General features: G+C 41.8%; 22 protein-coding genes. 17 read left to right on the top strand and 5 right to left on the bottom strand.

The window, feature by feature from the left end; genetic code table 11:
- Positions 1-5: 5 nt before the first annotated feature.
- The 4 genes from ACESZG_RS14395 to ACESZG_RS14380 all read left to right on the top strand — a co-directional run bounded on the left by ACESZG_RS14395 (position 6) and on the right by ACESZG_RS14380 (position 3064).
- Positions 6-431: an A24 family peptidase gene (locus tag ACESZG_RS14395; protein WP_020993260.1), complete on the top strand. Its 426-nt coding sequence runs from the start codon at positions 6-8 to the stop codon at positions 429-431.
- Positions 428-889, top strand: a complete 462-nt coding sequence (locus tag ACESZG_RS14390; RefSeq protein ID WP_008706978.1) for a TadE family protein — start codon at positions 428-430, stop codon at positions 887-889. The genes ACESZG_RS14395 and ACESZG_RS14390 overlap by 4 nt, the downstream gene beginning before the upstream one ends.
- Positions 890-919: 30 nt before the next feature.
- Entirely contained in the window at positions 920-2389 is a 1470-nt protein-coding gene (locus ACESZG_RS14385; RefSeq protein WP_195279957.1) for a DUF6382 domain-containing protein, read from the top strand.
- Positions 2390-2473: 84 nt separating this feature from the next.
- Complete coding sequence (locus tag ACESZG_RS14380) at positions 2474-3064, top strand: rhomboid family intramembrane serine protease (protein ID WP_020993258.1); 591 nt, start codon at positions 2474-2476, stop codon at positions 3062-3064.
- Positions 3065-3071: 7 nt separating this feature from the next.
- Here the strand turns inward: ACESZG_RS14380 and ACESZG_RS14375 are convergent, their stop codons facing one another.
- On the bottom strand, positions 3072-3755 hold the full coding sequence (locus ACESZG_RS14375) for a PAS domain-containing sensor histidine kinase (RefSeq protein ID WP_008706975.1): 684 nt from the start codon (positions 3753-3755) through the stop codon (positions 3072-3074).
- Between the two features lie 139 nt (positions 3756-3894).
- Here ACESZG_RS14375 and ACESZG_RS14370 point away from each other — a divergent pair, with 139 nt between their 5' ends.
- Positions 3895-4308 (top strand): HIT family protein, encoded by a 414-nt coding sequence (locus ACESZG_RS14370; protein WP_008706974.1) that lies wholly within the window; start codon positions 3895-3897, stop codon positions 4306-4308.
- 26 nt (positions 4309-4334) lie between these two features.
- Positions 4335-4868 (top strand): RNA polymerase sigma factor, encoded by a 534-nt coding sequence (locus tag ACESZG_RS14365; RefSeq protein ID WP_008706973.1) that lies wholly within the window; start codon positions 4335-4337, stop codon positions 4866-4868.
- Here the strand turns inward: ACESZG_RS14365 and ACESZG_RS14360 are convergent, their stop codons facing one another.
- Positions 4869-5939, bottom strand: a complete 1071-nt coding sequence (locus ACESZG_RS14360; protein WP_008706972.1) for an undecaprenyldiphospho-muramoylpentapeptide beta-N-acetylglucosaminyltransferase — start codon at positions 5937-5939, stop codon at positions 4869-4871. It abuts the gene before it with no gap.
- Positions 5940-6107: 168 nt separating this feature from the next.
- On the opposite strand from ACESZG_RS14360, the gene ACESZG_RS14355 reads away from it, so the two are divergent.
- Entirely contained in the window at positions 6108-6548 is a 441-nt protein-coding gene (locus ACESZG_RS14355) for a hypothetical protein (RefSeq protein WP_008706971.1), read from the top strand.
- A gap of 425 nt (positions 6549-6973) precedes the next feature.
- A complete protein-coding gene (locus ACESZG_RS14350; RefSeq protein WP_008706970.1) occupies positions 6974-8590 on the top strand; it encodes an MBL fold metallo-hydrolase RNA specificity domain-containing protein in 1617 nt (538 codons plus the stop codon).
- 149 nt (positions 8591-8739) lie between these two features.
- On the opposite strand, the gene ACESZG_RS14345 is transcribed toward ACESZG_RS14350, so the two are convergent.
- A complete protein-coding gene (locus tag ACESZG_RS14345; protein WP_008706968.1) occupies positions 8740-8985 on the bottom strand; it encodes a TIGR03905 family TSCPD domain-containing protein in 246 nt (81 codons plus the stop codon).
- Positions 8986-9353: 368 nt separating this feature from the next.
- Between ACESZG_RS14345 and ACESZG_RS14340 the strand changes: the two genes are divergently transcribed.
- The 9 genes from ACESZG_RS14340 to ACESZG_RS14300 all read left to right on the top strand — a co-directional run bounded on the left by ACESZG_RS14340 (position 9354) and on the right by ACESZG_RS14300 (position 22584).
- Positions 9354-10052, top strand: a complete 699-nt coding sequence (locus tag ACESZG_RS14340) for a 5'-methylthioadenosine/adenosylhomocysteine nucleosidase (RefSeq protein WP_008706966.1) — start codon at positions 9354-9356, stop codon at positions 10050-10052.
- 109 nt (positions 10053-10161) lie between these two features.
- Complete coding sequence (locus tag ACESZG_RS14335; RefSeq protein WP_008706964.1) at positions 10162-10530, top strand: hypothetical protein; 369 nt, start codon at positions 10162-10164, stop codon at positions 10528-10530.
- Between the two features lie 87 nt (positions 10531-10617).
- Positions 10618-11781 carry an SAM-dependent methyltransferase gene (locus tag ACESZG_RS14330; RefSeq protein ID WP_008706963.1) on the top strand — a complete coding sequence of 388 codons (1164 nt, stop codon included), beginning with the start codon at positions 10618-10620 and terminating at the stop codon, positions 11779-11781.
- Positions 11778-14231 (top strand): hypothetical protein, encoded by a 2454-nt coding sequence (locus ACESZG_RS14325; protein ID WP_173704527.1) that lies wholly within the window; start codon positions 11778-11780, stop codon positions 14229-14231. The genes ACESZG_RS14330 and ACESZG_RS14325 overlap by 4 nt, the downstream gene beginning before the upstream one ends.
- Positions 14232-14444: 213 nt before the next feature.
- Positions 14445-15935: a UDP-glucose--hexose-1-phosphate uridylyltransferase gene (gene galT, locus ACESZG_RS14320; protein WP_008706957.1), complete on the top strand. Its 1491-nt coding sequence runs from the start codon at positions 14445-14447 to the stop codon at positions 15933-15935.
- A 193-nt stretch (positions 15936-16128) separates the two neighbouring features.
- The gene (locus tag ACESZG_RS14315; RefSeq protein ID WP_008706956.1) at positions 16129-18534 is read left to right on the top strand and encodes an InlB B-repeat-containing protein; all 2406 of its coding nucleotides are present in this window, start codon (positions 16129-16131) and stop codon (positions 18532-18534) included.
- A gap of 185 nt (positions 18535-18719) precedes the next feature.
- On the top strand, positions 18720-20111 hold the full coding sequence (asnS, locus tag ACESZG_RS14310) for an asparagine--tRNA ligase (protein ID WP_008706954.1): 1392 nt from the start codon (positions 18720-18722) through the stop codon (positions 20109-20111).
- A gap of 84 nt (positions 20112-20195) precedes the next feature.
- Entirely contained in the window at positions 20196-21248 is a 1053-nt protein-coding gene (locus ACESZG_RS14305) for a DNA repair exonuclease (protein ID WP_022380048.1), read from the top strand.
- Entirely contained in the window at positions 21214-22584 is a 1371-nt protein-coding gene (locus ACESZG_RS14300) for a hypothetical protein (RefSeq protein ID WP_020993256.1), read from the top strand. Before ACESZG_RS14305 ends, ACESZG_RS14300 begins: the two co-directional genes overlap by 35 nt.
- Positions 22585-22746: 162 nt before the next feature.
- Here ACESZG_RS14300 and ACESZG_RS14295 read toward each other — a convergent pair whose 3' ends face one another.
- Positions 22747-23934: a ribose-phosphate pyrophosphokinase gene (locus ACESZG_RS14295; protein ID WP_008706950.1), complete on the bottom strand. Its 1188-nt coding sequence runs from the start codon at positions 23932-23934 to the stop codon at positions 22747-22749.
- A 3-nt stretch (positions 23935-23937) separates the two neighbouring features.
- Entirely contained in the window at positions 23938-24921 is a 984-nt protein-coding gene (locus ACESZG_RS14290; RefSeq protein ID WP_008706949.1) for an ATP-binding protein, read from the bottom strand.
- Positions 24922-24924: the final 3 nt, after the last annotated feature.

Here is a 24924-nt window from a genome sequence, read left to right as displayed (position 1 = left end):
TGTATATGGAGATGAATGGCGTAAAAGAAATATGTATACTTGGATTTCTGGGAATAAATTCATGGATAGATATCAGAAAAAAGCAGGTTTCTCTTCTGCTGATCATAATATTTGCAGTCTGCGGAACTGTGTGGACAATATATAGCAGAAGAAATGTTCCGGAGATTCTTATGTGCGTGGGGACAGGTTTTCTCTTTGTGCTGATCAGCATCCTTACAGAAGGTACTATGGGAATGGGCGATGGCTGGCTGCTTATGGCACTGGGGACAGTGCTGTACCCGGAAGAATTTTTTTCAACACTTTTTATAGGAATGATCTGCAGTGCAGTATGGTCCGGCATCATGATGATGGGATTTTGCAGAAAGGGAAGTACGGAAATACCGTTTGTGCCATTTCTGCTGGCAGGATATCTGGGAGGATTTTTGATATGAAAGATAATTTTTGTATAACAAATGAATACAGTATAATTCGTAAGGGAAGTTTTACAATCGAGACTGCCTGTGTCATGCCGTTGATCCTGCTGGTGTTGATGGGACTTATCTATCTGAGCTTTTTTGTACATAACAGGGCATGGCTGACAGCGGCAGCTTATGAATCGGCAGTAAGCGGGAGCATGGAAGGGATTAAGAAAAACGGAGAAATATATGATACTGCAAGGATGCGCAGTGAGGAACTGGGGAGTATTGGCTTTTTCGGGGCGGAGAATTTAGATACCCAGACAAATGTGGGAAAAGAAGTGCAGGTAACCTATGACCTGGACACAATCTCGTCGTATGGCAATCTGAGCTGGCATTTGAGGACAGAAGGGAAATCTGTAGTGATAAATCCGGTGAAACATATCCGCAGACTGCGGGCGGCGCAGGCGGTTCTGAGAGAAATGGGGGAATAGAATAGTATGCGGACAGAATATAAGAGGGATATGAATCATAATTATCTCATTGTCTATGGTGAGAATGAGATCAATACAGATTCCTATCAGGTAAGGATGCTTGCGAGAAATGTGATTCCCTCTCTTCTGAAGTGCAGGATACAGGGGATGGACGGCAGATTTCTTATCTATTTTGATATTACTTCGAAACAGGCGGTGAATGTGCTGTATGAAGAAAAGAAGATGGGAGTTGAAGATCTCAGGCTTATTTTCGGTGGTTTTGTAAAGGTTATGGAAGATGCGGCGGAATATCTGATCAATCCCGGACAGTTTATAATGTCGCCGGAATATATTTATACAGATATTGAAAAAAGACAGATTTATTTCTGTATGATGCCCGGATATGAGAAGGATATTAAAGAACAGTTTCAGCTTCTGACAGAATATATTCTGCCGAAAATAGACCATCAGGATCAGGATGCGGTAATCCTTGGATATGGAGTATATAAAAGAGCAATGGAAGACAGTTTTCATCTGGAGCATATTAAAGAAGAATTATACAAAACTCAGAGTTCAGATGTAAATGGGGAGAAGAAAGAAAAAATAAATGCAAAAAAGACAGAGCAGGAGATGGAGTTTGCAGAAGAAGAGACTTTCCCGGAAGATAATGAAAACCGGAATGAATTTGTAAGAGAAGGAGAAGATTCAAAAGAACCCGGCCGACTGAACCCGGTCGGTGTTATTGTGCCGGCTGCTGTTCTGATCTGTGGACTGGCAGCTGCTATCCTGAAGGGATATCTGCCACATGTGGAAATGGAAACCATACTTGGTGTAATTGTTATAGCTATAGCGGGTATCATGCTGGGCCTGCGTATTATAAAGACAAAAAAAGTTTTGCATCTCCCGGAACAGACGTATGCATCAGGAGAAACAGTGAGACACATAGAAAAAATAAGAAATATGCCATCATGGAATAAAACAGAAAAGAAAACATCAGGGAAAAGATCAGGATGGAAAGAAGCAGAAGGAAAAGTGTCAGAGCAGAAATGGGAGGACAGATTATATGAAAACCTGTCCCAGACAGTGGAGAGAAATCAGCAAACAAATCAGAGTCAGCCGGTGAATGGGCAGAAAATGTCAGACTGTGGACAAAAAACTTCCAAATCATCCCGGATACATATGGACTATGGTGAAACAGTAGTACTATCTGCCGGAACAGTAAGCGGACCTGCCAGTCTGGTGAGTAAAGAACCGGGAGAACTGGCGACCATTTATCTCAATGAAGATCTGACTGTGATCGGAAAGCTGGAAACTGCCTGTGATGCGGTGATCAGCCTGCCTACCGTAAGCCGTATCCATGCAAAAATACGAAAAAAAGAAGAAAACTATTTCCTTAGTGATATGAATTCCAGAAACGGAACGTCTGTAAATGGAAGATTACTTCGTCCGGATGAGGAATATCAGCTTGAACCGGAAGATGAAGTGGATTTTGCACAGGCAAGATATATATTTCTGGAATAAATGTTTTTACAAAATACAGGAGGTCTGCTACAATTAGTAATGGTACATTGTTTTTGAGATAAAGAAACAGAAAAGAGGTAAAACTTGGAAGAACTGAAAAAGGCACCGGTTACAGTGCTTCTCATTCTGGCGAATATTCTTGTTTTTACTGCAGTGGAATTTACCGGAGGATCAGAGGATACCATGCATATGCTTCAGTGCGGAGCAGCATATACTCCTGCCATTATGCAGGGAGAATACTATAGGATCTTTACAAGTATGTTCCTTCATTTTGGACCGCAGCATCTTGGAAATAACATGCTGGTACTGTTTGTGCTTGGAGGCAGACTGGAGCGTACAGTTGGAAAACTGAAATATCTGCTGATCTATCTTCTGGGAGGAATGGGTGGAAATCTGCTGTGTCTGTTCCTGGAACTGGACAGTGCGGATTTTGCAGTTTCGGCAGGTGCATCCGGTGCAGTGTTTGCTGTGATGGGTGCAATGATCTATGCTGTGATCAGGGGCAGAGGTCATATTGAAGATCTTTCTGCCAGACAGGTAGTGATCATGGCTGCTTTTTCGCTTTATTTTGGTTTTACAAGCGAAGGAGTGGACAATGCGGCACATGTAGGCGGTCTTATCTGTGGATTCCTGCTTGCAGTTCTGCTTTATCACCCTTCGCAGCGTGCAGGATAACCGACCTTTATTCAGGGGATGCCGGCAGATAAATATAAAAGGCAGAACCCTGACCGGGAGTGCTGGAAACCCTGATCTGACCATGGTGTGCAGAGATGATTTCTGCTGTTACTGCAAGCCCGAGACCGGTTCCTTCCGGTTTATATGTAATGAAGGGATGAAAGATATTCTCAGTCTGCTTATGCGTCATACCACATCCGTTATCTTTAATACAGATGCAGATGCCGGAATCTGCAGGGGTGAGATTTACAATAATCTTTCCGCCTGGCTGATCGATGGCTTCACAGGAATTTTTGATCAGGTTAAATATGACCTGACGCATTTTTATCCGGTCAAGAAAAACAGGTGAAGAAGTATGTTCCACATGTATTTCCAGCCGGATTCCCAGATAGTCCAGAGTGTTTTTCTGACAGGATAAAACAGTGGTCAGAAATTCCGCGGGATTTACGGGAACAAGAGTAACTGTCTGCGCATGGCTGAAGTCAGAGAGTTCTTTCAGCAGTTCTTTTACATATTCAAGGTTATCCATAAGACTGTCCCATTGTCTGTAACTGCACAGTTCCGGGTGAGAGGAAGCCATCAACTGAAGTTCACTGTTGATCAGCGTGACCGGATTACGGATTTCATGTGAAAGTCTGGATAAAAGAAAACGAAAATCTTTTTCTGATTGTTTTGTTATTTCAATCTGCATATTATCACCTCAGGAAAAGTGTATCATTGTGAACTTTCAGCCGCAACTGATTTCGTCCTGAAAAATTCGCAATAAAACGACAAGTATTACTGATTATTGCAAATCAAAATCTTGAATTTTAAGAAAGAAGGATTTAAAGATGGAAAATTGTATTTTTTGTAAAATCGCTAATGGAGAGATTCCTGCTGCAACACTTTATGAGGATGAGAATTTCAGGGTAATTCTTGACCTGGGCCCGGCGAGTAAGGGACATGCGCTGATCCTTCCGAAATCGCATGCTGCCAATATTTATGAATTATCGGATGAAATGGCTGCAAAGGCAATGATTCTTGCAAAGAAAATGGCGACAGCAATGACAGCAGCACTGAAATGTGACGGATTTAATATTGTACAGAATAATGGCGAGTGTGCAGGGCAGACAGTATTTCATTTTCATATGCATCTGATTCCGAGATATAAAGGAGATCAGGTGGGAATCACATGGCACCCGGGTGAACTCAATGATGCAGATAAAGAAGAAATCCTGTTAAAAGTAAAGGAGCAGCTGTCCTGATATTCTGATACAGCACATTACAAAAGATGGAAAATATAGATTTTGTAAGTATCTACAGGAAATACCGCTCTCGGGCGTTCAATATTGGAAAATTTATCCTTGGCGATGAAGACGAAGCAGAAGATGTCTGTCAGGATGTATTTGAGACTTTGTTTCATATGGGCCGGAGTGTGGATTTTTCAGATGAAAAGAAACTGGAGAATCTGATTGTCAGAATCAGCTACCATAAGGCATCCGATCATCGCAAAAAGGCCTTCAGGAAATATGAATATGCGAATTCAGATGCGATTCTGGAAATGACAGATATGCGGGTAAGAAAAGGTAATCGTGTAGATGAGATTGTTCTGAATCTGGAGGCAGCAGGATACCTGCAGTCGATATTTGAAAAACTGAGAGAAAAGAACAGGACAAATTATGAAATCTATGTCAGTGTAACGTTATATGACATACCAACGCGTCTCGTTGCCAGACATTATCATATCACAGAAAATAATGTGAATAACAGAGTCATGAGGACGAGACGCTGGCTTGCCAGGGAATATAAGAAAATAACCCGGTGATTACTGTTTATTTACGCAGTCTTCGATCAGCCCGGTGATTTTTTCAATAGAATTCATATGACTGCTTTCTGACATGGCATGAACATAGGACTCTCTGTTCTGGTACAGTTCGCGGATTGCGTTTAAAAGTGTGCTTTCTGTAATCTCTTCTTCCTCAAGTACCATGCTGAATCCCTGACGTTCAAATGAACGTGCATTGAGGATCTGGTCACCGCGGCTGGCATTTGCAGAAAGCGGGATCAGAAGATTGGGTTTTTTTAAAGCATTCAGTTCACAGATTGCATTGGCACCTGCGCGGGAGATAACGATATCAGACAGAGCAAACAGATCGGCAAGCTCCTGTTTAATATATTCATACTGTACATATCCTTTTGTGTCTTTGAGACTTTCATCCATTTTTCCCTTACCACACAGGTGGATAACCTGAAACTCTTTTAAAAGTTCCGGAAGGATTTTACGGATATTTTCATTGACAGATGCAGCACCAAGACTTCCGCCGATCACCATAAGAACCGGTTTGTCATCTGTGAAACCACAGAATTCGCGGGCTGCCTCTTTACTTCCGTTTAATAATTCCTGACGGATAGGAGTACCTGTAAGTACTGCTTTGTCAGCAGGAAGACTTTTTACAGTCTCAGGGAAGTTACAGCATACTTTTGTTGCAGATGGAATGCAGATCTTATTTGCAAGTCCGGGAGTCATATCTGATTCATGAATGATGGTAGGAATTTTACGTCGACCGGCAGCGATTACAACCGGGACAGTCACGAAGCCACCCTTGGAGAAAACCACATCTGGTTTTAATTGTTTCAATAATTTTTTGGCCTCACCGAATCCTTTCAGTACACGAAATGGATCTGTGAAGTTTTTCAGATCAAAATAACGTCTCAGCTTTCCGGATGAGATTCCGTAATAAGGAATATTCATTTCTTCAATAAGCTTTTTTTCGATTCCATCGTAGGATCCGATATAGGAAATTTCGTATCCAAGCTCCTTAAGGCGTGGGATCAGAGCAATATTCGGAGTCACATGTCCGGCTGTGCCGCCGCCGGTGAGCACAATATGTTTCATAGAGATTCCTCCTGTTTTATTCTGAATAGTTACAACAATTCTATAAAAGACTGCAGGGAATATGTGAAATCCTGCGAAAATGTCCGGATTCATTATTTTATGGAATTGCTATACGTTACTATTTAATATGAACCCAGGGGGAGAAATTGTCAAGGAAAGTTAAATATTATGAAGAACAAAACAGATATACAGACAAAAAATCAGCAGATAGACAAAATACTTCAAGAGCAGTATGATACTGAAACCAAAATACTTGAATCCGCATTGCTGAACGCAGCAGGTAAAACCTCATGGGATGAATTTCCGGAAGAATCCGAGGAGAAGATCCGGGCGGGGTATGATCGGCTGATCACCCGACTGAGAGAAACAGGGGATTTCAATGAAGCAGTCAGGGCTGAAAAGACAGGAAGCACCGGGGCAGCAAAGGAAAAACTTGAAATTCTTGAGTATGACTGGAACAGGACTCACAGAATCCTGAAATCTGCAGCTGCCGCAGTGGCAGTAGTTATGTTGACTGCGCTGGTGGGAATGACTGCTATAGCTGACTGTCGATATCCGGATAAAAATACGCAGACATATCAGAAAACATCCGTTTTTGAAAAAAAATAAAAAAATTTTATTTTTTTGTGTGATATTTGCCGATTTGATTCGCATAGTATATGTAATGAAAGTTTGCGAAGCAGAAATCCGGCATTTTATTCTTCGGATAAGTGTGCGGATCAAAGGCTCGGAACAAAACGTTATATATTTATGCACTGACCGACAGAGAATCATTAAAATATCGGCAAATTTTTAAAATTCTTACGTGGCAGATGCAAAGAAAGGCAGGAACAGTCGAAAAAAAACTGTTTCTGCTTTTTGTTTTCAGAAAAGATATTGTTAATTTGTTTCATTGTAGTGTATAATTAATACAATATAGAAGGATCATAAAAGCAGTAAAAAGTTGCCGGGTTAAACAGGCAAAATGCAGCAAAACAATTGGGGATATCAAAAAGATTCCGAGAGTACATCAAAATCTGAAGGGAGGTTTTTATATGAAGATTACATTTATCGGGGCAACTCATGAGGTTACGGGATCCTGTTATTATCTGGAGGCAGCAGGTCACAAGTTTCTTGTAGACTGCGGAATGGAGCAGGGACCGGATTATTATGAAAATGCAGAAATACCAGTGGCTTTGGGAGAGATAGAATTTGTTCTTCTGACACATGCACATATAGATCACTCAGGTAATCTTCCGGCTATTTATGCAAAGGGGTTCAGAGGACCGGTATATGCCACAGATGCCACCAGCCATTTATGCGATATTATGCTCAGAGACAGTGCGCACATTCAGATGTTTGAAGCAGAATGGAGAAACCGTAAAGGCAGACGACAGGGCAAACCGGAATTTGTTCCGGCTTATACAATGGAAGATGCCATGGGAGTGATCAGAAACTTTGTGGGATGCCCATACAATAAGATGATCACTCCTGCAGAGGGAATCTCAGCCCGGTTTATTGATGCAGGCCATTTGCTGGGCTCTGCAAGTATTGAGCTGACGATCAGGGAGGAGGATACAGAGAAAAAGATTGTATTCTCCGGAGATATTGGAAATACCTGCCAGCCCTTGATCAAGGATCCTGAGTATCTGCACCATGCAGATTATATAGTTATGGAATCCACTTACGGTGACCGCAGTCATGGAGAAAAGCCTGATTATGTGAAACTGTTGTCAGAAATCATCCAGGAAACCTTTGACAGAGGAGGAAATCTTGTGATTCCTTCTTTTGCAGTGGGACGTACGCAGGAAATGCTGTACTTTATCAGACAGATCAAGGCAGACGGACTGGTGTATGGACATGACGGATTTAAAGTATATGTGGACAGTCCTCTTGCAAATGAAGCTACCACGATTTTCTCGGAGCATCAGTATGACTGTTTTGATGAAGAAGCGATGGAACTGATCAAAAAGGGAATTAATCCAATCAGTTTCCCTGGATTGAAGATTTCCGTCACCAGTGATGATTCGAAGTCGATCAATTATGATGAGGAGCCCAAGGTAATCATTTCAGCCAGTGGTATGTGTGATGCAGGCCGTATCAAGCACCATCTGAAACATAATCTGTGGAATGAGAAGAATACGATTCTTTTTGTAGGATATCAGGCGGTCGGTACTCTTGGAAGAGCACTGATCGAGGGGGCTGCAGATGTGAAACTGTTTGGTGAACCTGTTCATGTGGCAGCGCATATCTGCCAGATGCCGGGAATCAGCGGTCATGCGGATGTGAATGGCCTTTTAGACTGGGCGAAGGCATTTGAGGAGAAACCGCAGAAAGTCTTTGTTACTCATGGAGATGATACAGTTACAGAGATTTTTGCAAAACGTCTGACAGATGAACTGGGGTATGATACAATGGCTCCGTTCAGCGGTACGGTTTATGATCTGGCAGATAATGTATGTCTGTATGAGGCAAAGGGTGTGAAGATCCAGAAAGCATCTGCATCACCGAAGGCAACAAGAGCAGCCAGAGCCTTCGAGAAACTTCTGGCACTTGGTTACAGGCTTATTACGGTTATCAGGAAAAATGAAGGAACGCCGAATAAAGATCTGGAAAGATTTTCAAGAGATGTTCAGTCCCTGTGTGATAAATGGGACAGGACAGATATGTAAATTAAAAAAATATCCCACGAAACTTTATCTATAGCAATCTTTGTAAATAATATATTGATTCAATTTACATTATTTAAGAGGCTTGCTATAGTTTTCGTGGGATATTTTATATGGTCACCTGCGTAACTGTTCAGTATTTCCACAGTTATTTATTTGTTCAGAACTTCCTCCAGTGCAGTGGAAAGCTGATCCGGACATGAGGTATTCTTAAATCCGCATTTGATTCCTTTTAATCTGCTGATCACTTCCTCTGCATCCATTCCCTCTACAAGACTGGCTACACCTTGGGTATTTCCGCTGCATCCGCCGATGAAACGGACATTGTGGACTTTCTTATTGTCATCTACTTCAAATTCAATATGGCTGGCGCAGACACCTTTTGTTTTATACGTCATGATATGTTTCCTCCTGTGTGAAAAAATGTAAATATAAATGCTGCTGTTCATATGCCACTACGTGACTGTTCACTCCGTTCTCAGTAACGTAGCCAAAATTCATTCCAGATTGCCTGCGGCAATGGAATTTCGGCTTGTATGTCTCGGGATTTTGGCATATTCATGCCAAAACACCTCGCGGAATAGTGATATGTGAACAGTAACATAAAATAGCAATTGTATTATAACAGAGGATAAAAAAAGTTTCCATATAAATAAAGTTTTGCTATAATAAAGAAATGTCAGGAACATTTGTCACTGTTTACACATCTGAACCTGATACCATGAAAATGAAAAATTACAATATACAAAGAAGAGGTGTTTTAATAATGAAATGTATCGGAATTATCGGAGCAATGGAACAGGAAGTTGCAAAAATCAAGGAAAAAATGCAGGATGTCACAATTACATCCAGAGCCCGTATGGATTTCTATGAGGGAACTCTGGAAGGAAAGAAAGTAGTTGTTGTACGCTCAGGAATCGGAAAAGTAAACGCAGGTATGTGCACACAGATCCTTGCAGATGTATTTGGTGTGGAAGCGGTGATCAATACAGGAATTGCAGGAAGTCTGAATAATGATGTAAATATTGGGGATATTGTTCTTTCCACAGATGTTTTGCATCATGATATGGATGCGATCGGCTTCGGATATAAGAAAGGTCAGATTCCGCAGATGGATGAATTTTCCTTCCCTGCTGATGAAAAACTTCGTAAACTGGCTGCAAAAGTATGTAAAGAAGTAAATCCTGAGATCAGTGTATTTGAAGGAAGAATCTGTTCCGGAGATCAGTTTATCTCAGATAAGAGCGTTAAAGATGCCATCATTTCAGAATTTGGCGGATTTGCAGTAGAGATGGAAGGTGCTGCTATCGGTCAGGCTGCTTATCTGAACCATATTCCATTCCTTGTAGTAAGAGCAATCTCTGATAAGGCAGACGGAAGTGCTCACATGGATTACGCTGAGTTTGAGATGGCGGCAATTGAACACAGTGTCAAATTAACTGTAAGAATGATCCAGGAATTGTAGTCTGCAAGAAGCAGATGAAATAAAGCGGCACGTGAACTGTATTTCGGCACAGTCTGCAGAACTTTGCATATACTGAAATAGACAATCGAAAAGAATGCAGGATCGTACGATGTATCTGAAAGAATATTTTCCGTTTTATACCACATATGCAAATCCTCTTCTGTATGAAGGAGAACGGATGCAGGATAAAGAATTTAACCTGATGAAATCCTATTATCCGGGGACTGTACAGCATATTCAGGAGAAAATAGAAGAGGAATGTGATCTCATGGATTATGAGGGAAGCCGCCTTTATGATGAATATCCGGATAAATATATGATTTATCATTTAGGCTGCAAGATCAGGGAGAGTATGGAACTGGAAATAAGCACTCAGGCTATCAGGGAGGATTTTCTGGATGAACTGATACAGGTAATGCTTTGCCAGGAAATATCCAGAAGAAGATGCCGCAGATATCGCTGCAGGAGATACTTTTAAAACAGATTGTAATTGCTCGGGAAATCGGTTTGCTGGTACACCGGACAGTTACAACAGATTATATAACATTAACAGACAGAAAGAGCAATGAAAAATTTAAGAGAATATTTAGAAGAACAGATAAATGAAAATCTGATACAGGCTGTTCTGAGTGCCGGCAGAAATAAAGATGGCATATCAAAAATAAAGATTCGTCCGATCCGGCTGAAAGGACAGATCTGTTATCAGGCATCTGCCACAGAAGGACAGAAAGTTCTGCATAAAAACTACGGGCGTACGGAACTGATTGAATATGTGGAAAAAGAACTTGCAGAGAATTTCAGACAGTTTCAGGCACAGGGTGCAGTAACAGACGGGGTTGTTCTTGTCAGTAAAAAGGGGAAAATGACTATTAAACAGAAACACCATGAACAGAAAGAAAAAGTTCAGATCCAGGCACATAACCGGGTGAAACAATATATTCTTAAAGAAGGTGTTCCGGTTCCGTTTTTGATCGATCTGGGAGTTATGAATGAACAGGGAAAGATTATCCATGCCAGATATGACAAATTCAGACAGATCAATCGTTTCCTTGAATTTATTGAAGATATACTTCCCAGACTTTCCAGAGACAGAGAAATAACGATTCTGGATTTTGGCTGTGGAAAGAGTTATCTTACCTTTGCCATGTATTATTATTTAAGAGAACTAAAAGGATATGATGTAAATATCATAGGTCTTGACCTGAAAACAGATGTAATTGAGAAATGTAATTCTCTGGCACTCAGATACGGATATGAGAAGCTGCATTTCTATCATGGTGATATTGCAGATTATGAAGGTGTATCCTGTGTGGATATGGTGGTAACGCTTCATGCCTGTGACACAGCTACCGATTATGCACTTGCCAAGGCAGTGGAATGGGGAGCTGAAGTCATTCTTTCCGTACCCTGCTGTCAGCATGAAGTTAATAAACAGATCAAAAATGAAATGCTGGAGCCGGTTCTGCGCTATGGAATCCTGAAAGAAAGGATGTCTGCGCTGATCACAGATGCTGTGCGTGCAGATCTTCTGGAGAGCAAAGGTTATGATACCCAGATCCTGGAGTTTATTGATATGGAACATACACCTAAGAATCTCCTGATCAGAGCAGTCAGAACAGGGAAAAGATCAGACCAGGGTAAGGTGGAGAAAATGCTTGCAGCCCTGAATATCCATCCTACACTGGACAGGCTTCTGAATGAAAAAGAACAGGAAGGGAGTGTGCGATGAAAAGGATACTGAAAAAAGCAGGTATTCTTCTTCTGGTATTTCTGCTTGGTACAGCAGGTACTGCATTGCTTCTTAACAGTGAATCCACAGATAACCGTTCTGATTTTAATGACGCAGTGTTTCCGGAAGTCATGGTGGATATGAATGATACGCTGATAAACCGGATGTATGGATATGCGCAGCCTATGCAGGCGGATTTTAGCAGAGACAGTGTGACTCCTCTGGATACATCAAAAAAACTGACATTTAAAGTGAATCCCTATGATTCGGAAGTAAAGAGTTTTTCTTATGAGATCCGTACATCTGATGGAAGTAAAGTCCTTGAAAATAAGAAGATTAAGAATCTTGTAAAAGAAGATCAGTATTTGTCCGTAGACGTGGAGATTGGCAGTGATCTGCGTATGAATCAGGAATATTCCATGCAGATTGCCCTGGAACTGGATGAGGGTACAGCATATTATTATACGAGAGTTGTTTCCAGGTCACAGGTACATGCATCAGATTATGCAGCTTTTGTAAAATATTTTTATGAAGCGTGTCTTAACAAAGAGTCAGCAGATGCACTGGGAAGTTATCTGGAACCACAGACAACAGGAGCAGCAACGAATTACTCGGGAATTAATATTAATTCTTCCCTGAGTGAGATCAGTTGGGGGAATCTTGCTCCGCAGCTGTGTCAGGAGGGAATTCCTGTAATCAAAGAGATCAATGAGACAACTGCCAGCGTTGTGCTGGAATATCAGCTGACTTCGCAGAATGATGATGAGGAAACGGAATTATATGACGTAAAAGAATTTTACAGAATGAAATATCAGGATACCAGGATTTATCTGCTGGATTTCCAGCGTTCTGCAAATCAGGTCTTTGATGGTACACTGCCTGTTTATGAGGATGATGGGATTATCCTTGGAGTGCGCGATAAGAATGTAGAATATATGATGAATGATGCTGCTACTGTGATAGCTTTTGTGCAGGAGGGAGATTTGTGGTCCTATTCACCGGGCAATGAAAAGGTAAATCAGGTTTTCAGTTTCAGAAAATTGAAGGACGGAGATTTCCGCGATTCCAGAACTCAGCATGACATCAAGATCGTCAGAGTAACTGATGAAGGAGATATTGATTTCGTACTTTATGGATATATGAACAGAGGAAGCCATGAAGGATATGAAGGAATTGCAGTTTACCATTACAATCGTGATAAAAACGTGGCAGAAGAAAGAGCCTTTATCCCTGTTTCGGAATCATTTGAATTTCTTAAAAAAGATCTTGAAAAACTGTCCTATGTCAATGAAAAGAATGAGCTGTTTCTGATTCTGGCGAAGAATCTTTACAGGATCAATATCGAAGAGAACTCCAGTGAAATTCTTGAAAAAGGAATAAAAAATGCGAATTTTGTATCTTCCGATAATAATGACCATGCAGCCTGGCTGGTTTCAGAGGGGGATGAAAAGGGAAATATCAAGGAAATTGATTTTGATACCTGTAAAACCCGACTGATCGCACCGCAGAAAGGCCAGAGACTTCGTACAGTTGGATTTATGAATGAAGATCTGATTTATGGAATGCTGAATAAAGAAGATATTCTTACAGATGAGGAGGGACATAAATCTGTTGGGATCCGCATTCTGCGTATTGAAGATTTTGAAGGAAATGTAAAAAAAGAATACCGGAAAGACGGACTTTATATCACTGATATTTCAGTAGGAAATACTCTGATCGAGTTTGAACTTTCTGCAAAATCCGGAGAAACCTCTTATGTTGCCCAGAAGAAAGATACGATCATGAATAATAAAAAGGCAGCGGCAAATACAGTAAAAATCGAACTTATTTCTGCATCCAGGACAGGTGTTCGTGTGAAACTGGTATTTAACACAACCAAACAGACAGATTCTCCGCTGACTATGTATGCAAAGGTAAGCAGTTCCGACCGGAAAGACATTGTTCTGGACACTCAGATTCCTCAGGAAACAGCATATTATGTTTACGGACAGGGCGGACTGGACGGTATCTATACAGATCCGGCGAAGGCTGTATTGCGTGCAGATACGCTGGGAGGTGTAGTGCTGAACCGTACACAGCAGTATGTATGGGAACGTGGAAATAAAAAGACAAAAATGCAGATAGATACAGAAGGGATTCCGGAGATTGTGCTTCAGGGAACCTATGATATTAAAACCCTGAAAAAGAGCCTCAAAAAGACCGGAACTGTGATCGATCTTTCCGGCTGCAGTCTGGACAGTGTGCTGTACGAGATAAGTGCACAGCGTCCGGTAATTGCCAAAACGGGAGCAGATACAAGCGTGGTGATCGTAGGATATGATGAATATAATACCTGGCTGTATGATCCGGTTAAAAAAGAGACCTATCCGTATGGAATGAATGACAGTACGGATCTTTTCCAGAAAGCCGGAAATGTGTTTATCACCTATATAGAAACAGTAAATTACTGATGAAAAGCATAACCGGCAGGCAGCTGAGAACGGAGCGAACAGTAACGCGACAGCAACCTGCCGGTTATTCATCCAAAAAATTGTAAAAATGCTTCTTTACATTTCACTGATATTTGAGTATTCTAAAAAGGACAAACAGTGGCAGAGAAATTTATTGTTTAAACACGTTACTGTAAGAGTGAAACAGTAACAGCGAAACGGAGGAACGTACAGATGTTATATGAGAACATTAAAAAATTAGTACAGTACGGAGTAGAAACAGGGCTTACACCGGCCTGCGAGAAGAATTATACAATAAATCTTCTTCTGGATGTCTTTAAAGAAGACGAATATGTGGAACCTGAGGAAGAGTACAGGGATATCGATCTTGAAGAGGTATTAAATGCACTTCTGGATGAGGCTGTGAAGAGAAATCTCATAGAAGACAGTGTTGTGTACAGAGATCTTTTTGATACCAGACTTATGAACTGTCTGATGCCACGTCCGGCGCAGGTACAGAATGAGTTCTGGAGCAGATATGAGAAAGATCCACAGGAAGCAACCGATTACTTCTATAAACTCAGTCAGGACAGCGATTATATTCGTCGTTATCGTGTAAAGAAAGATCAGAAATGGACAGTAGACAGTGAATATGGTAAAATCGATATCACCATCAATCTTTCCAAACCGGAAAAAGATCCGAAGGCAATCGCTGCTGCCAAGCTTGTAAAATCCAGCAGTTATCCGAAATGTCTTCTTTGCCCGGAGAACGAAGGATATGCAGGAAGAGTTAATCATCCTGCCAGAGAGAATCACAGAATCATTCCTATCACTGTAAATGACAGTCCCTGGGGATTTCAGTATTCCCCATATGTGTATTACAATGAGCATTGCATCGTCTTTAACAGTCAGCATGTTCCGATGAAGATTGAGAAGAATACATTTATCAAACTTTTTGATTTTGTAAAACTTTTCCCGCATTACTTCCTGGGATCCAATGCAGACCTGCCTATCGTAGGCGGTTCTATTTTAAGTCACGATCATTTCCAGGGCGGACATTATACTTTCGCAATGGCAAAAGCACCGATCGAGAAACATGTGACTATTCCGGGATATGAGGATGTAGAAGCAGGTATTGTTAAATGGCCTCTTTCAGTTTTAAGGATCCGTCATAAGGATGAGAAGAGACTGATAGAGCTTGCTACACATGTTCTGGAAGCGTGGAGAGGTTATACAGACGAAAGTGCGTTTATCTTTGCTGAAACTGATGGAGAACCGCACAATACGATCACACCGATCGCCCGTAGATCCGGAGATATGTTTGAACTGGATCTCACACTTAGAAATAACATTACTACTGATGAGCATCCTCTTGGTGTATACCATCCGCATGCAGAGTATCACCATATCAAGAAAGAGAATATTGGTCTGATCGAAGTAATGGGACTTGCCGTACTTCCGGCAAGATTAAAAGAAGAACTGGAACTTCTGGCAGAATATATTCTGGAGGGAAAAGACATTTCTTCCAATGAGAAGATTGAGAAACATGCAGCGTGGGTTGCAGAATTCCTTCCGAAATATGACAACCTTGATAAAGACAACATTCAGGATGTTCTCAGAAAAGAAGTCGGTAATGTATTCGTTCATGTACTTGAGGATGCCGGCGTATATAAATGCACTGCTGAAGGCAGAGAAGCATTTATGAGGTTTATCAATAAATTATAAGGAATATTTTCAACCATAAGAAAACAGTGTTTACATAGCAGGATGACAAATCTGGTATTATTTACATATGAGCAGGTTGTGGCGGTTCTGATCAAAAGCCGGGCAGTCTGAAGATGTTTTTGAATGATTGGGAATGCATAGAGAACGTCCCGCATATTTTATGTTGGGACGTTTTTGCAAAATGGAGGTAAATATGTACAGAAAAAGACACAAAAGAGGAAAGCGTCTGGCAAGTGTGTTTCTGACTGTGGCACTGATCACTGCAACAGTTCCCGTACAGGCAGCAGAGTTCGGCACTCCGGACAGTTTTGAAGAGATTTTCAGTTCAGGGGAAGAAGATTCGTGCATAACTGATACAGAAAATACTTTGCCGGCAGCTTCTGATTCGGAGAAAGTAATGGCATCGGAACTGTCACCAACACCAACAGTGACTTCGACACCGGAGGGTACACCTGCACTGACAGAAACACCGACTCCTTCGGTCACACCGATGCCGTCTTCAACACCGACTCCTTCAGTCACACCATCACCATCTCCCACGCCGACGATTAATCCGGAGAAAGAGGTAATGCTCCGGTTTATAGACGGAGAAGGAAATGAATGCGAACAGCTGCGAACAGTGATGTCCTGGGGTGAATCTTTGATCCTTCCCAATGTACCGGATACAGGTGCACCAGATATGTGGAAACTGGAAAAAAATGAAAAACTTGGAGATGCGATCACTCTGAAGGGTGGAGATATTCTTACTCTGAAGAAAGGCGAGAGCTGGAATCTGTTTCTCGAAAAAGGCATCCTGAACTTCTATATGCCAAAGAAATGTACGGTTTCCCTTTATAATAATTCAGGAACCAGTGTGTTTTCCAATGGGATTCTGCAGGCATATGAGACAAAAAACGTCATACTTCCGGATATGCCATCATCTAAATACATTAATTATGGATGGACAGATACAAAGGGAAGTTCTGCTGTAAAATATGAACTGAATTCAGAATTTACAGTGACCGGCGACACAGATTTTTACATTGTGCGCCGTACAGCACTTCAGGTGAATTTTAAGACCAATACGGGGGCAAGCAACAGTAAATTTACCAGACTGAATCAGAAAGTCGGAAAAGGACTTACAGTTACAATGCCGCAGGTGCCTGTCAAGACAGGATATCAGTCTTTGGGATGGTCAAAGAGTAAAAAAGCCTCCAAAGCTGACTATAAAGCAGGCCAGAATGTGACTATATCAAAAACACTGACTCTCTATGCTGTATATAAGAAATTGCCTTACACAGTTACTTTCAATAACAATAATGGAACAAGTACCAGCAAAATTTATACTTCGCTCACCATGTATGCGTCAAAAAATCAGAAAGTGACACTGCCTGATGTGCCGAAAGTAAAGGGCTATACAAATCTGGGCTGGACAACTGAAAAGGGAGAAACAGAACCGGAATATTCAGCCGGTGATACAGTAAAGATTACAAAGGCAACTCAGTTCTATGCAGTGCGCAGAAAGAGTAATTATTATACGGTCAGCTACTATCTGGGAAATGGAAGCACTAATGCGGCTTATCAAAAACTTACTCAGACAGTAGAAGAGGGAACGGTTGTTACCTTTGCAAAAGTACCGGCAAGAACCGGTTATGTTAACCAGGGATGGTCAAGTAAGAAAAATTCTGAGAAAGCAACAGCAAAGGCGAAATGTACAGTCAACAAAAATATCACTCTTTATGCGGTACAGAAGAAGGCAGTACAGCTGACTTTTCACAGATGTGACGGCAGCACCTGGCAGAAAACGACTCTGGCAAAAGGAAGTTCTTATTCTCTTCCGGGCGTAAGGGATGCGGAAGGTTATACTTTTATGGGGTGGTCCACAAAACCAATGCAGAGTGTTTCTCCGCAGTATGAGGCAGAAGAAAAAATCACGGTAAATGGAAATGTGGATCTCTATGCAGTGGTATTTAACAGAACAACGGAAACAGACCTTACAGAGGATCAGCTTCCGCAGGTAGATATCTATAAATATAAACAGGTGATTTTTGTAGGTGATTCCCGTACGGAATTTATGGAAAATGTTCTGACAGGAATGGGAGAATCTGCGACTAAAAATGTGAAGTTTGTCTGCTCGGCAGGAAAGGGACTGGACTGGTTTACCACTACAGGATGGGCTCAGCTTTATTCCATAGTACAGCACGATTCCAACAGTATTCTTTCAAAGAAAACCGCAGTGATCTTTAATTTTGGAGTAAACGACTTGTCAAAATCTGCAGATTATGCGGAGTATTATAACTGGATTGCACCACAGCTTAAAAGCAAAGGATGTGAACTGTACTTCATGTCTGTAAATCCGGTGAATCGTCTGATGCTTCCCAATGCGGGAAGAGCGGACAGAAGTGAGGCGGCAGTCAGATCATTCAATCAGTATATGAAAGCAAATCTGTCTTCTGCTTATACTTATATTGATATGTATTCTTATCTGAAATCAACAGGATACAGCTTTGCCAGTGATCATTACGGAACCGGTACGGTAGATGACGGGCTTCACTATACTACAAGGACATATAAGCGTATTTTTGCAAAATGTATGGATTCATTGAGAGTGCCTGCCTGACCAAATGGCAGAGAGCATGATTTTGCTACACCTGACAAAAGAAAAAACATAGTTAAATACCAGATTACTCCTTGCGTGAAAACAGGGAATAGTCTATACTAAAAGGCGAGACGGCTGTTATCTGAAACAGCGTTTCGTCTTTTTGTGTAAGACCAGAACGATGAGGAGAAAGAGGAAACATAGATATGAAGTTAACAACAGTAAAAGAGATTTACAAAGAGAGAGAAAAATACCTGGATAAAGAGGTTACAGTAGGTGGATGGGTACGAAGCGTACGTGACTCCAAGACATTTGGATTTATCGTGCTTCACGACGGAAGCTTCTTTGAGACTCTTCAGGTAGTTTATCACGATACAATGGAGAACTTTGCTGAGATCAGCAAATTAAACGTAGGTGCAGCGATCATTGTCAAAGGTACACTGGTAGCAACTCCACAGGCAAAACAGCCATTTGAGATCCAGGCAGCAGAAGTTACAGTAGAGGGTAATTCTGCACCTGATTATCCGCTTCAGAAGAAACGCCACAGTCTTGAATACTTAAGAACCATCACACATCTCCGTCCGAGAACAAACACATTCCAGGCAGTATTTCGTGTACGTTCTCTGTGTGCCTATGCGATTCACCGTTTCTTCCAGGAGCAGGGATTTGTTTATGTGCATACTCCGCTGATCACAGGAAGCGACTGTGAAGGTGCAGGTGAGATGTTCCAGGTAACTACTCTGGATATGAACAACGTTCCGACAGATGACAAGGGTGCTGTAGATTACTCTCAGGATTTCTTTGGAAAAGAAACTAATCTGACAGTAAGCGGACAGTTAAACTGCGAGACTTTTGCACAGGCATTCCGCAATGTTTATACTTTCGGACCAACCTTCCGCGCTGAGAATTCCAACACAACCCGCCATGCGGCAGAGTTCTGGATGATCGAGCCGGAATGCGCATTTGCAGATTTAAATGACAACATGGATCTTGCAGAGGCAATGCTGAAATATGTGATCCGTTATGTACTGGAGAATGCACCGGAAGAGATGAATTTCTTCAATTCTTTTGTTGATAAGGGACTTCTGGACAGACTGAACCATGTGATCAATTCTGAGTTTGGTCATGTTACTTACACAGAAGCAGTAGAGCTTCTGGAGAAGAACAACGATAAATTTGACTACAAAGTATTCTGGGGATGCGATCTGCAGACAGAGCATGAACGTTATCTTACAGAAGAAATCTTTAAGAAACCTGTATTTGTAACAGATTATCCGAAAGAGATCAAAGCTTTCTACATGAAGATGAATGAGGATAACAAGACTGTTGCAGCTATGGACTGTCTGGTGCCTGGAATCGGTGAGATCATCGGTGGAAGCCAGAGAGAGGATGACATTGAGAAACTTGAGAAACGTATGGACGAGCTGGGACTTAAGAAAGAGGATTATGACTTCTATCTTGATCTTCGTAAATATGGTTCCACACGCCATTCAGGATTTGGTCTTGGATTTGAACGTTGCGTAATGTACCTTACCGGCATGGGCAACATCCGCGACGTAATTCCATTCCCAAGAACTGTTAAAAACTGTGATTTATAATTTGACTGATATCAGTATTGTGGGAGCATTGAAGCTGCAGAGCAATCCGCAGATATCAAAAATGTTATAGAAAGAGAGATTGGCATGAGATTTATTCATCTTGCAGATGTACACCTTGGTGCAGTTCCTGACAGGGGCTGTCCATGGAGCAGCAGGCGGGAGGAAGAAATCTGGGAAACTTTCCGCCGGGTTATTGCGGGTATCCGCGAGAATCCGGTGGATTTGTTATTTATAGCAGGAGATTTGTTCCACCGCCAGCCTCTTCTACGGGAACTGAAAGAAGTAAATAACCTGTTTTCCACCATCCCGGATACCCGGGTTTATCTGATGGCAGGAAATCATGACTATATTAAGGCTGATTCTTTTTACCGGGATTTTCAGTGGGAAAAGAATGTGACATTTTTTAAGAATGAACAGCTTACCTGTGTGAAAGATGAGAAACTGGATGTTTATGTATATGGACTGAGCTATGAACATCAGGAAATAGAGAATCCTCTGTATGATTCCATACATCCTGCAGAGGGAGAGGGGGTTCACATTTTACTGGCTCATGGTGGAGATGCGAAGCATATCCCCATGAATATCAAATCAATTGCTGCGTCAGGATTTGATTATATTGCATTAGGACATATTCATAAACCCCAGATTCTGATCCGGGATAATGCAGCTTATGCAGGTGCGTTGGAGCCTGTTGACAGAAATGATCTGGGTGATCATGGATACATAGAAGGACATCTGGAAAATGGAAGGCTTAAGACAAATTTTGTTCCTTTTGCCTGCCGTTCCTATGAGCAGATTCTTCTGATGCTGCGTGAAGATTCTACACAGGCATCTCTGGAGGATATGCTGAAGGCGGATCTGGCGAATAAAGGACGCATGAATATCTACAGGATCGTGATCCAGGGAACCAGGGCACCGGAGCTTCTGCTGCTTCCCGAGAGACTGAAGTCTTTTGGCTACGTAACAGAGGTTCTGGATGAATCAAAGCCTTCCTATGATCTGGAAGCACTTCAAAAAAAATATAGTGGAACACTGATCGGTGACTATATCAGTTATTTTCTTGAAAAAGACAGAAATGCAGTGGAGGAGAAGGCATTATATTATGGTCTTCAGGCTTTACTGGAAACAAGCAGGTGACAGACAGAATATGATTATCAGACAGTTAAATATTAAAAACTCTGGAGAAATCCATGATAAAACTTTAGAGTTTTCTCCGGGAATTAACGTTCTGTATGGAGAGAATGAAAGCGAAAGAGCGATAGTACATACGTATATTAAAAATATGTTTCTCGGAGATATCAGTGAAGCAATCTACGATAATGCAGTTTTTGCTGCGAAGTTAAAGAGTCCGACAGAACAGGATCTGGCTCGGGAGCTGCAAAAATTTATGACCGGCTATCAGGGAACTGCAGACAGCTCCATGGATCTGGGACGGGCCATGCAGATGCTCAAGATGTCCAGAAAGGGTTATCTGGTACAGGCAGACAGAAAACAGAAAGAGACAGAACAGGAGAGGCAGAAACTTCTGACCAGGATGGATGATATCATAAGTGATCTGAATGATCTGAATGGAAAGCTGGATCAGATTAATGAGAAAGAGGAGTCGTTACGGATGCATCCCGGAGATGAAAATGGTGCGGTTATTCTGGATGAGAGAATGGCACAGGCAAAGGCAAAAAGAAACAGCTTTGCAATGGGAATGCTGATATCGGCCGCTGCCGGCATCTTTGGATTGATTTTGACTGCGATTATAGCGGACAGTGTTTCGGTAAGTCTGATCGTAGCGGTTATTGCAGCTGCGTTGGTGGGATTTTGTGGAAAACAGCAGCTGAAGTATGCAAGGGAATTTCAGAAGAGAATACGGATGAAGAAACGTTGGGTATCCAGGCAGGAGAAACTCAGATGCAGTAAAGAAAATCTCAGACAGGACTATGATGAGAAAGAAACAGAACTTTGTAACCTTAAGGAAGAATACCGGGAATACGAAGAAAATTCTTTTCTGCTTACATCGGAAGAGCGGGAAGTACAGGCTCTGAATATGGCGATGGAAACCATAGAGAGAATGTCAGGAAATATTCATCTTCAGGTGGGACGAAAGCTGCAGATACGTACTTCTCAGATTTTGAGTGAGATTACAGATGGTGAATATCAGGACGTACAGATGGATGCGGCATCCCACATGACAGTAACTACCGGGAACGGAGCGGAAGCACTGGAATGTCTCAGCCGCGGCACTCTGGAGCTGATTTATTTTGCCATGCGCATGGCTGCAGGAGAGCTTCTGTGTCAGGAAGAAAGTCTGCCGGTGATACTGGATGATATCTTTGGGATGTATGAGGAAGAAGATCTTGAGGCAGTTCTTGAATGGATGTATAAGGAGAAAAAGCAGGTTATCATCAGTACCTGCAGTAAACGCGAGATGGAACTTCTGGACAGAGAGGGAATCCCTTATGGGAAGCAAATTATTTCCTGAATTTTAATCAGACTGCGAAGCAGTTATTCAGTGTAGGGCCGCATAGAAGAGTGGATTGCATTATATATAACAAAAAGAGAGATTTCATGTTCTGCAGGAATTTCGGATGAAACAGCCGGAACAGAACATGAAATCTCTTTTTATAAATTTTACAGAAGTTATTTATTTCTCATCATACTGAGCCATATAATTGCTTACGCAGCGGTTGATCCTGTCAACCGGGTTGAGCAGATAGCTTACGGACTGATCATGATTAAGAGTATCAATGATCAGGGCGATATATTTACTCATATCACAGGAAATGTAGTAATCTTTTGCAAGAAGCTCAGGAGACTGATAGATTAGGTTTGTAGTGAGCAGTTTGTCAAACACTCCTGCCTTATGAGCCTCATCAAATTTCTCGAGTCCGTTTGTAAACAGTCCGAAAGTAGAGCAGATATAAATTCTGCCTGCTCCTCTTTCCTTGAGGAGAGAAGAAATCTTAAGAACTGTATCACCGGAAGAAATCATATCATCGATCAGGATCATATCTTTGCCCTTAAGGTTTGGACCGAGGAATTCGTAAGCTGCGATTGGGTGACGTCCATTGATTCTCTTGGAGTAATCCAGACGTTTGTAATACATACCCATATCAACACCAAGGATATTGGCAAGATAGATTGCGCGGTTCATGCTTCCCTCATCAGGGCTGATGATCATGAAATGATCGTTGTCGATGTGAAGTCCTTTCTCATGATTGAGAAGAGCTTTGATAAACTGATAGGATGGCTGTATAGTCTCAAATCCATGCAGAGGTGTTGCATTCTGCACGCGCGCGTCATGTGCGTCAAAAGTGATGATGTTTTCCACACCCATACTTACAAGCTCCTGAAGTGCTGTTGCACAGTCCAGGGATTCTCTGCCGCTGCGGATATTCTGGCGGCTTTCGTACAGATAAGGCATGATCACGTTTACTCTGCGGGCTTTGCCGCCGATTGCGCCGATCACACGTTTCAGATCCTGAAAATGGTCATCAGGAGACATAAGATTCTCGTATGGTCCGATGCTGTAGGTAAGACTGTAGTTACATACATCAACCATCAGATAGATATCGTCACCACGTACAGATTCCATGATCGTACATTTCGCCTCACCGGAACCGAAACGTGCTGTCTGGACCGGTATCAGATAGGACTCTCTCTGATAACCCTCAAATGCAAAAGAATCAAGCTCTTCGTGGCTGCGCTCTTTACGCCACTGTATCAGCCATTCATTTACTTTTTCACCCAGATCCTTACAGCTGATCAGAGGGATCAGACCAAGTCTGCCCACCGGAAGTGTAGTTAAATCTTTAGTTGTTGCCTGTGCCATGTTTTATTTTCCTCCTAAAAAAATTTTCTGTATACGGATATCCTTTCCTTCCAGCTTCACCATACGGTAGTTGCTGGCGATTCTCGAAAAGGTTCGTTCGGAATAAGTATCCGAGAAATTTTCCAGTTTCAGATTTGTTGATATGATCGTAGACTTCCTGCGCATGATGCGTTCATTTATGCACAAAAACAACTGGGAAGAGACAAAGCTGTTTGTAAGTTCAGTTCCCAGGTCGTCGATGATCAGCAGATCGCTGTCAAATACAAATTCCTGTCCTTCTGTTTTATCTCTGGAGAATTTGGAGTCTGCCAGCAGTTCAAACAGATCAAATGCGGAAAAGTACATAACGCAATGTGCTGATTCCAGAAGATCATGAGCAATACAGTGAGAAAGAAAAGTCTTACCCACACCGGTATCACCGTAAAGAAACAGATTCTCAAAGGAACTGTCAAAATTTCTCACAAAACCTCTGGCAATATCATAAGCTCTCCGGGCCGTCTCTCTTTCTGTCAGTCCGGTAGCTTCGTTCTTCATTGTATCAGAATAATAATCAAAAGAAAAGTGGTCAAAGTTTTCTTTTTTGAGAATTTCTTTTAAATTGGACTGCGTATAGAGCAGTTCTATCTCTGCTTTCTTAAAACAGGTACATTTTTGGCTTCCGACGTAACCGGTATCCTGACAGACCGGACACTTATATGGAAGTTCCAGATAATCCTCCGGATATGAGTTACATACCAGCAGGGCATTGCGCTCCTGGGACAGAAGAGAGATTGCAGCTTTAAGGTCCTCAAGACCTGATGATTCTCCGCTTAAGAGTGCTCTTGCTTTTTTGGCGCTTAAGGTGGCAACCTCTTCATCTATTTCGTGGATGCGCGGGATTTTTTTATAAATCTCCTGAGTACGCTCCTCCAGAATACGTCTGTTCTGAGACTGGGTCTTGCTGTATTCCCGCATGATCGTATCATACTGATAATTCTGTAAAGGCATGAC

The sequence above is a fragment of the Blautia sp. Marseille-P2398 genome, assembly GCF_964240315.1.
GTDB classification, from domain to species: domain Bacteria; phylum Bacillota; class Clostridia; order Lachnospirales; family Lachnospiraceae; genus Blautia_A; species Blautia_A wexlerae.
Note: the sequence above shows the minus strand (reverse complement) of the source record. Positions and strands in the feature narration are given on the sequence as shown.

Coding starts and splice junctions, on each gene's coding strand:
- ACESZG_RS14395 (WP_020993260.1), top strand. CDS start 6: ATGGAGATGAATGGCGTAAAAGAAATATGTATACTTGGATTTCTGGGA.
- ACESZG_RS14390 (WP_008706978.1), top strand. CDS start 428: ATGAAAGATAATTTTTGTATAACAAATGAATACAGTATAATTCGTAAG.
- ACESZG_RS14385 (WP_195279957.1), top strand. CDS start 920: ATGAATCATAATTATCTCATTGTCTATGGTGAGAATGAGATCAATACA.
- ACESZG_RS14375 (WP_008706975.1), bottom strand. CDS start 3,755: ATGCAGATTGAAATAACAAAACAATCAGAAAAAGATTTTCGTTTTCTT.
- ACESZG_RS14370 (WP_008706974.1), top strand. CDS start 3,895: ATGGAAAATTGTATTTTTTGTAAAATCGCTAATGGAGAGATTCCTGCT.
- ACESZG_RS14365 (WP_008706973.1), top strand. CDS start 4,335: ATGGAAAATATAGATTTTGTAAGTATCTACAGGAAATACCGCTCTCGG.
- ACESZG_RS14360 (WP_008706972.1), bottom strand. CDS start 5,939: ATGAAACATATTGTGCTCACCGGCGGCGGCACAGCCGGACATGTGACT.
- ACESZG_RS14355 (WP_008706971.1), top strand. CDS start 6,108: ATGAAGAACAAAACAGATATACAGACAAAAAATCAGCAGATAGACAAA.
- ACESZG_RS14350 (WP_008706970.1), top strand. CDS start 6,974: ATGAAGATTACATTTATCGGGGCAACTCATGAGGTTACGGGATCCTGT.
- ACESZG_RS14345 (WP_008706968.1), bottom strand. CDS start 8,985: ATGACGTATAAAACAAAAGGTGTCTGCGCCAGCCATATTGAATTTGAA.
- ACESZG_RS14340 (WP_008706966.1), top strand. CDS start 9,354: ATGAAATGTATCGGAATTATCGGAGCAATGGAACAGGAAGTTGCAAAA.
- ACESZG_RS14335 (WP_008706964.1), top strand. CDS start 10,162: ATGTATCTGAAAGAATATTTTCCGTTTTATACCACATATGCAAATCCT.
- ACESZG_RS14330 (WP_008706963.1), top strand. CDS start 10,618: ATGAAAAATTTAAGAGAATATTTAGAAGAACAGATAAATGAAAATCTG.
- ACESZG_RS14325 (WP_173704527.1), top strand. CDS start 11,778: ATGAAAAGGATACTGAAAAAAGCAGGTATTCTTCTTCTGGTATTTCTG.
- galT (WP_008706957.1), top strand. CDS start 14,445: ATGTTATATGAGAACATTAAAAAATTAGTACAGTACGGAGTAGAAACA.
- ACESZG_RS14315 (WP_008706956.1), top strand. CDS start 16,129: ATGTACAGAAAAAGACACAAAAGAGGAAAGCGTCTGGCAAGTGTGTTT.
- asnS (WP_008706954.1), top strand. CDS start 18,720: ATGAAGTTAACAACAGTAAAAGAGATTTACAAAGAGAGAGAAAAATAC.
- ACESZG_RS14305 (WP_022380048.1), top strand. CDS start 20,196: ATGAGATTTATTCATCTTGCAGATGTACACCTTGGTGCAGTTCCTGAC.
- ACESZG_RS14300 (WP_020993256.1), top strand. CDS start 21,214: ATGGTCTTCAGGCTTTACTGGAAACAAGCAGGTGACAGACAGAATATG.
- ACESZG_RS14295 (WP_008706950.1), bottom strand. CDS start 23,934: ATGGCACAGGCAACAACTAAAGATTTAACTACACTTCCGGTGGGCAGA.
- ACESZG_RS14290 (WP_008706949.1), bottom strand. CDS start 24,921: ATGCCTTTACAGAATTATCAGTATGATACGATCATGCGGGAATACAGC.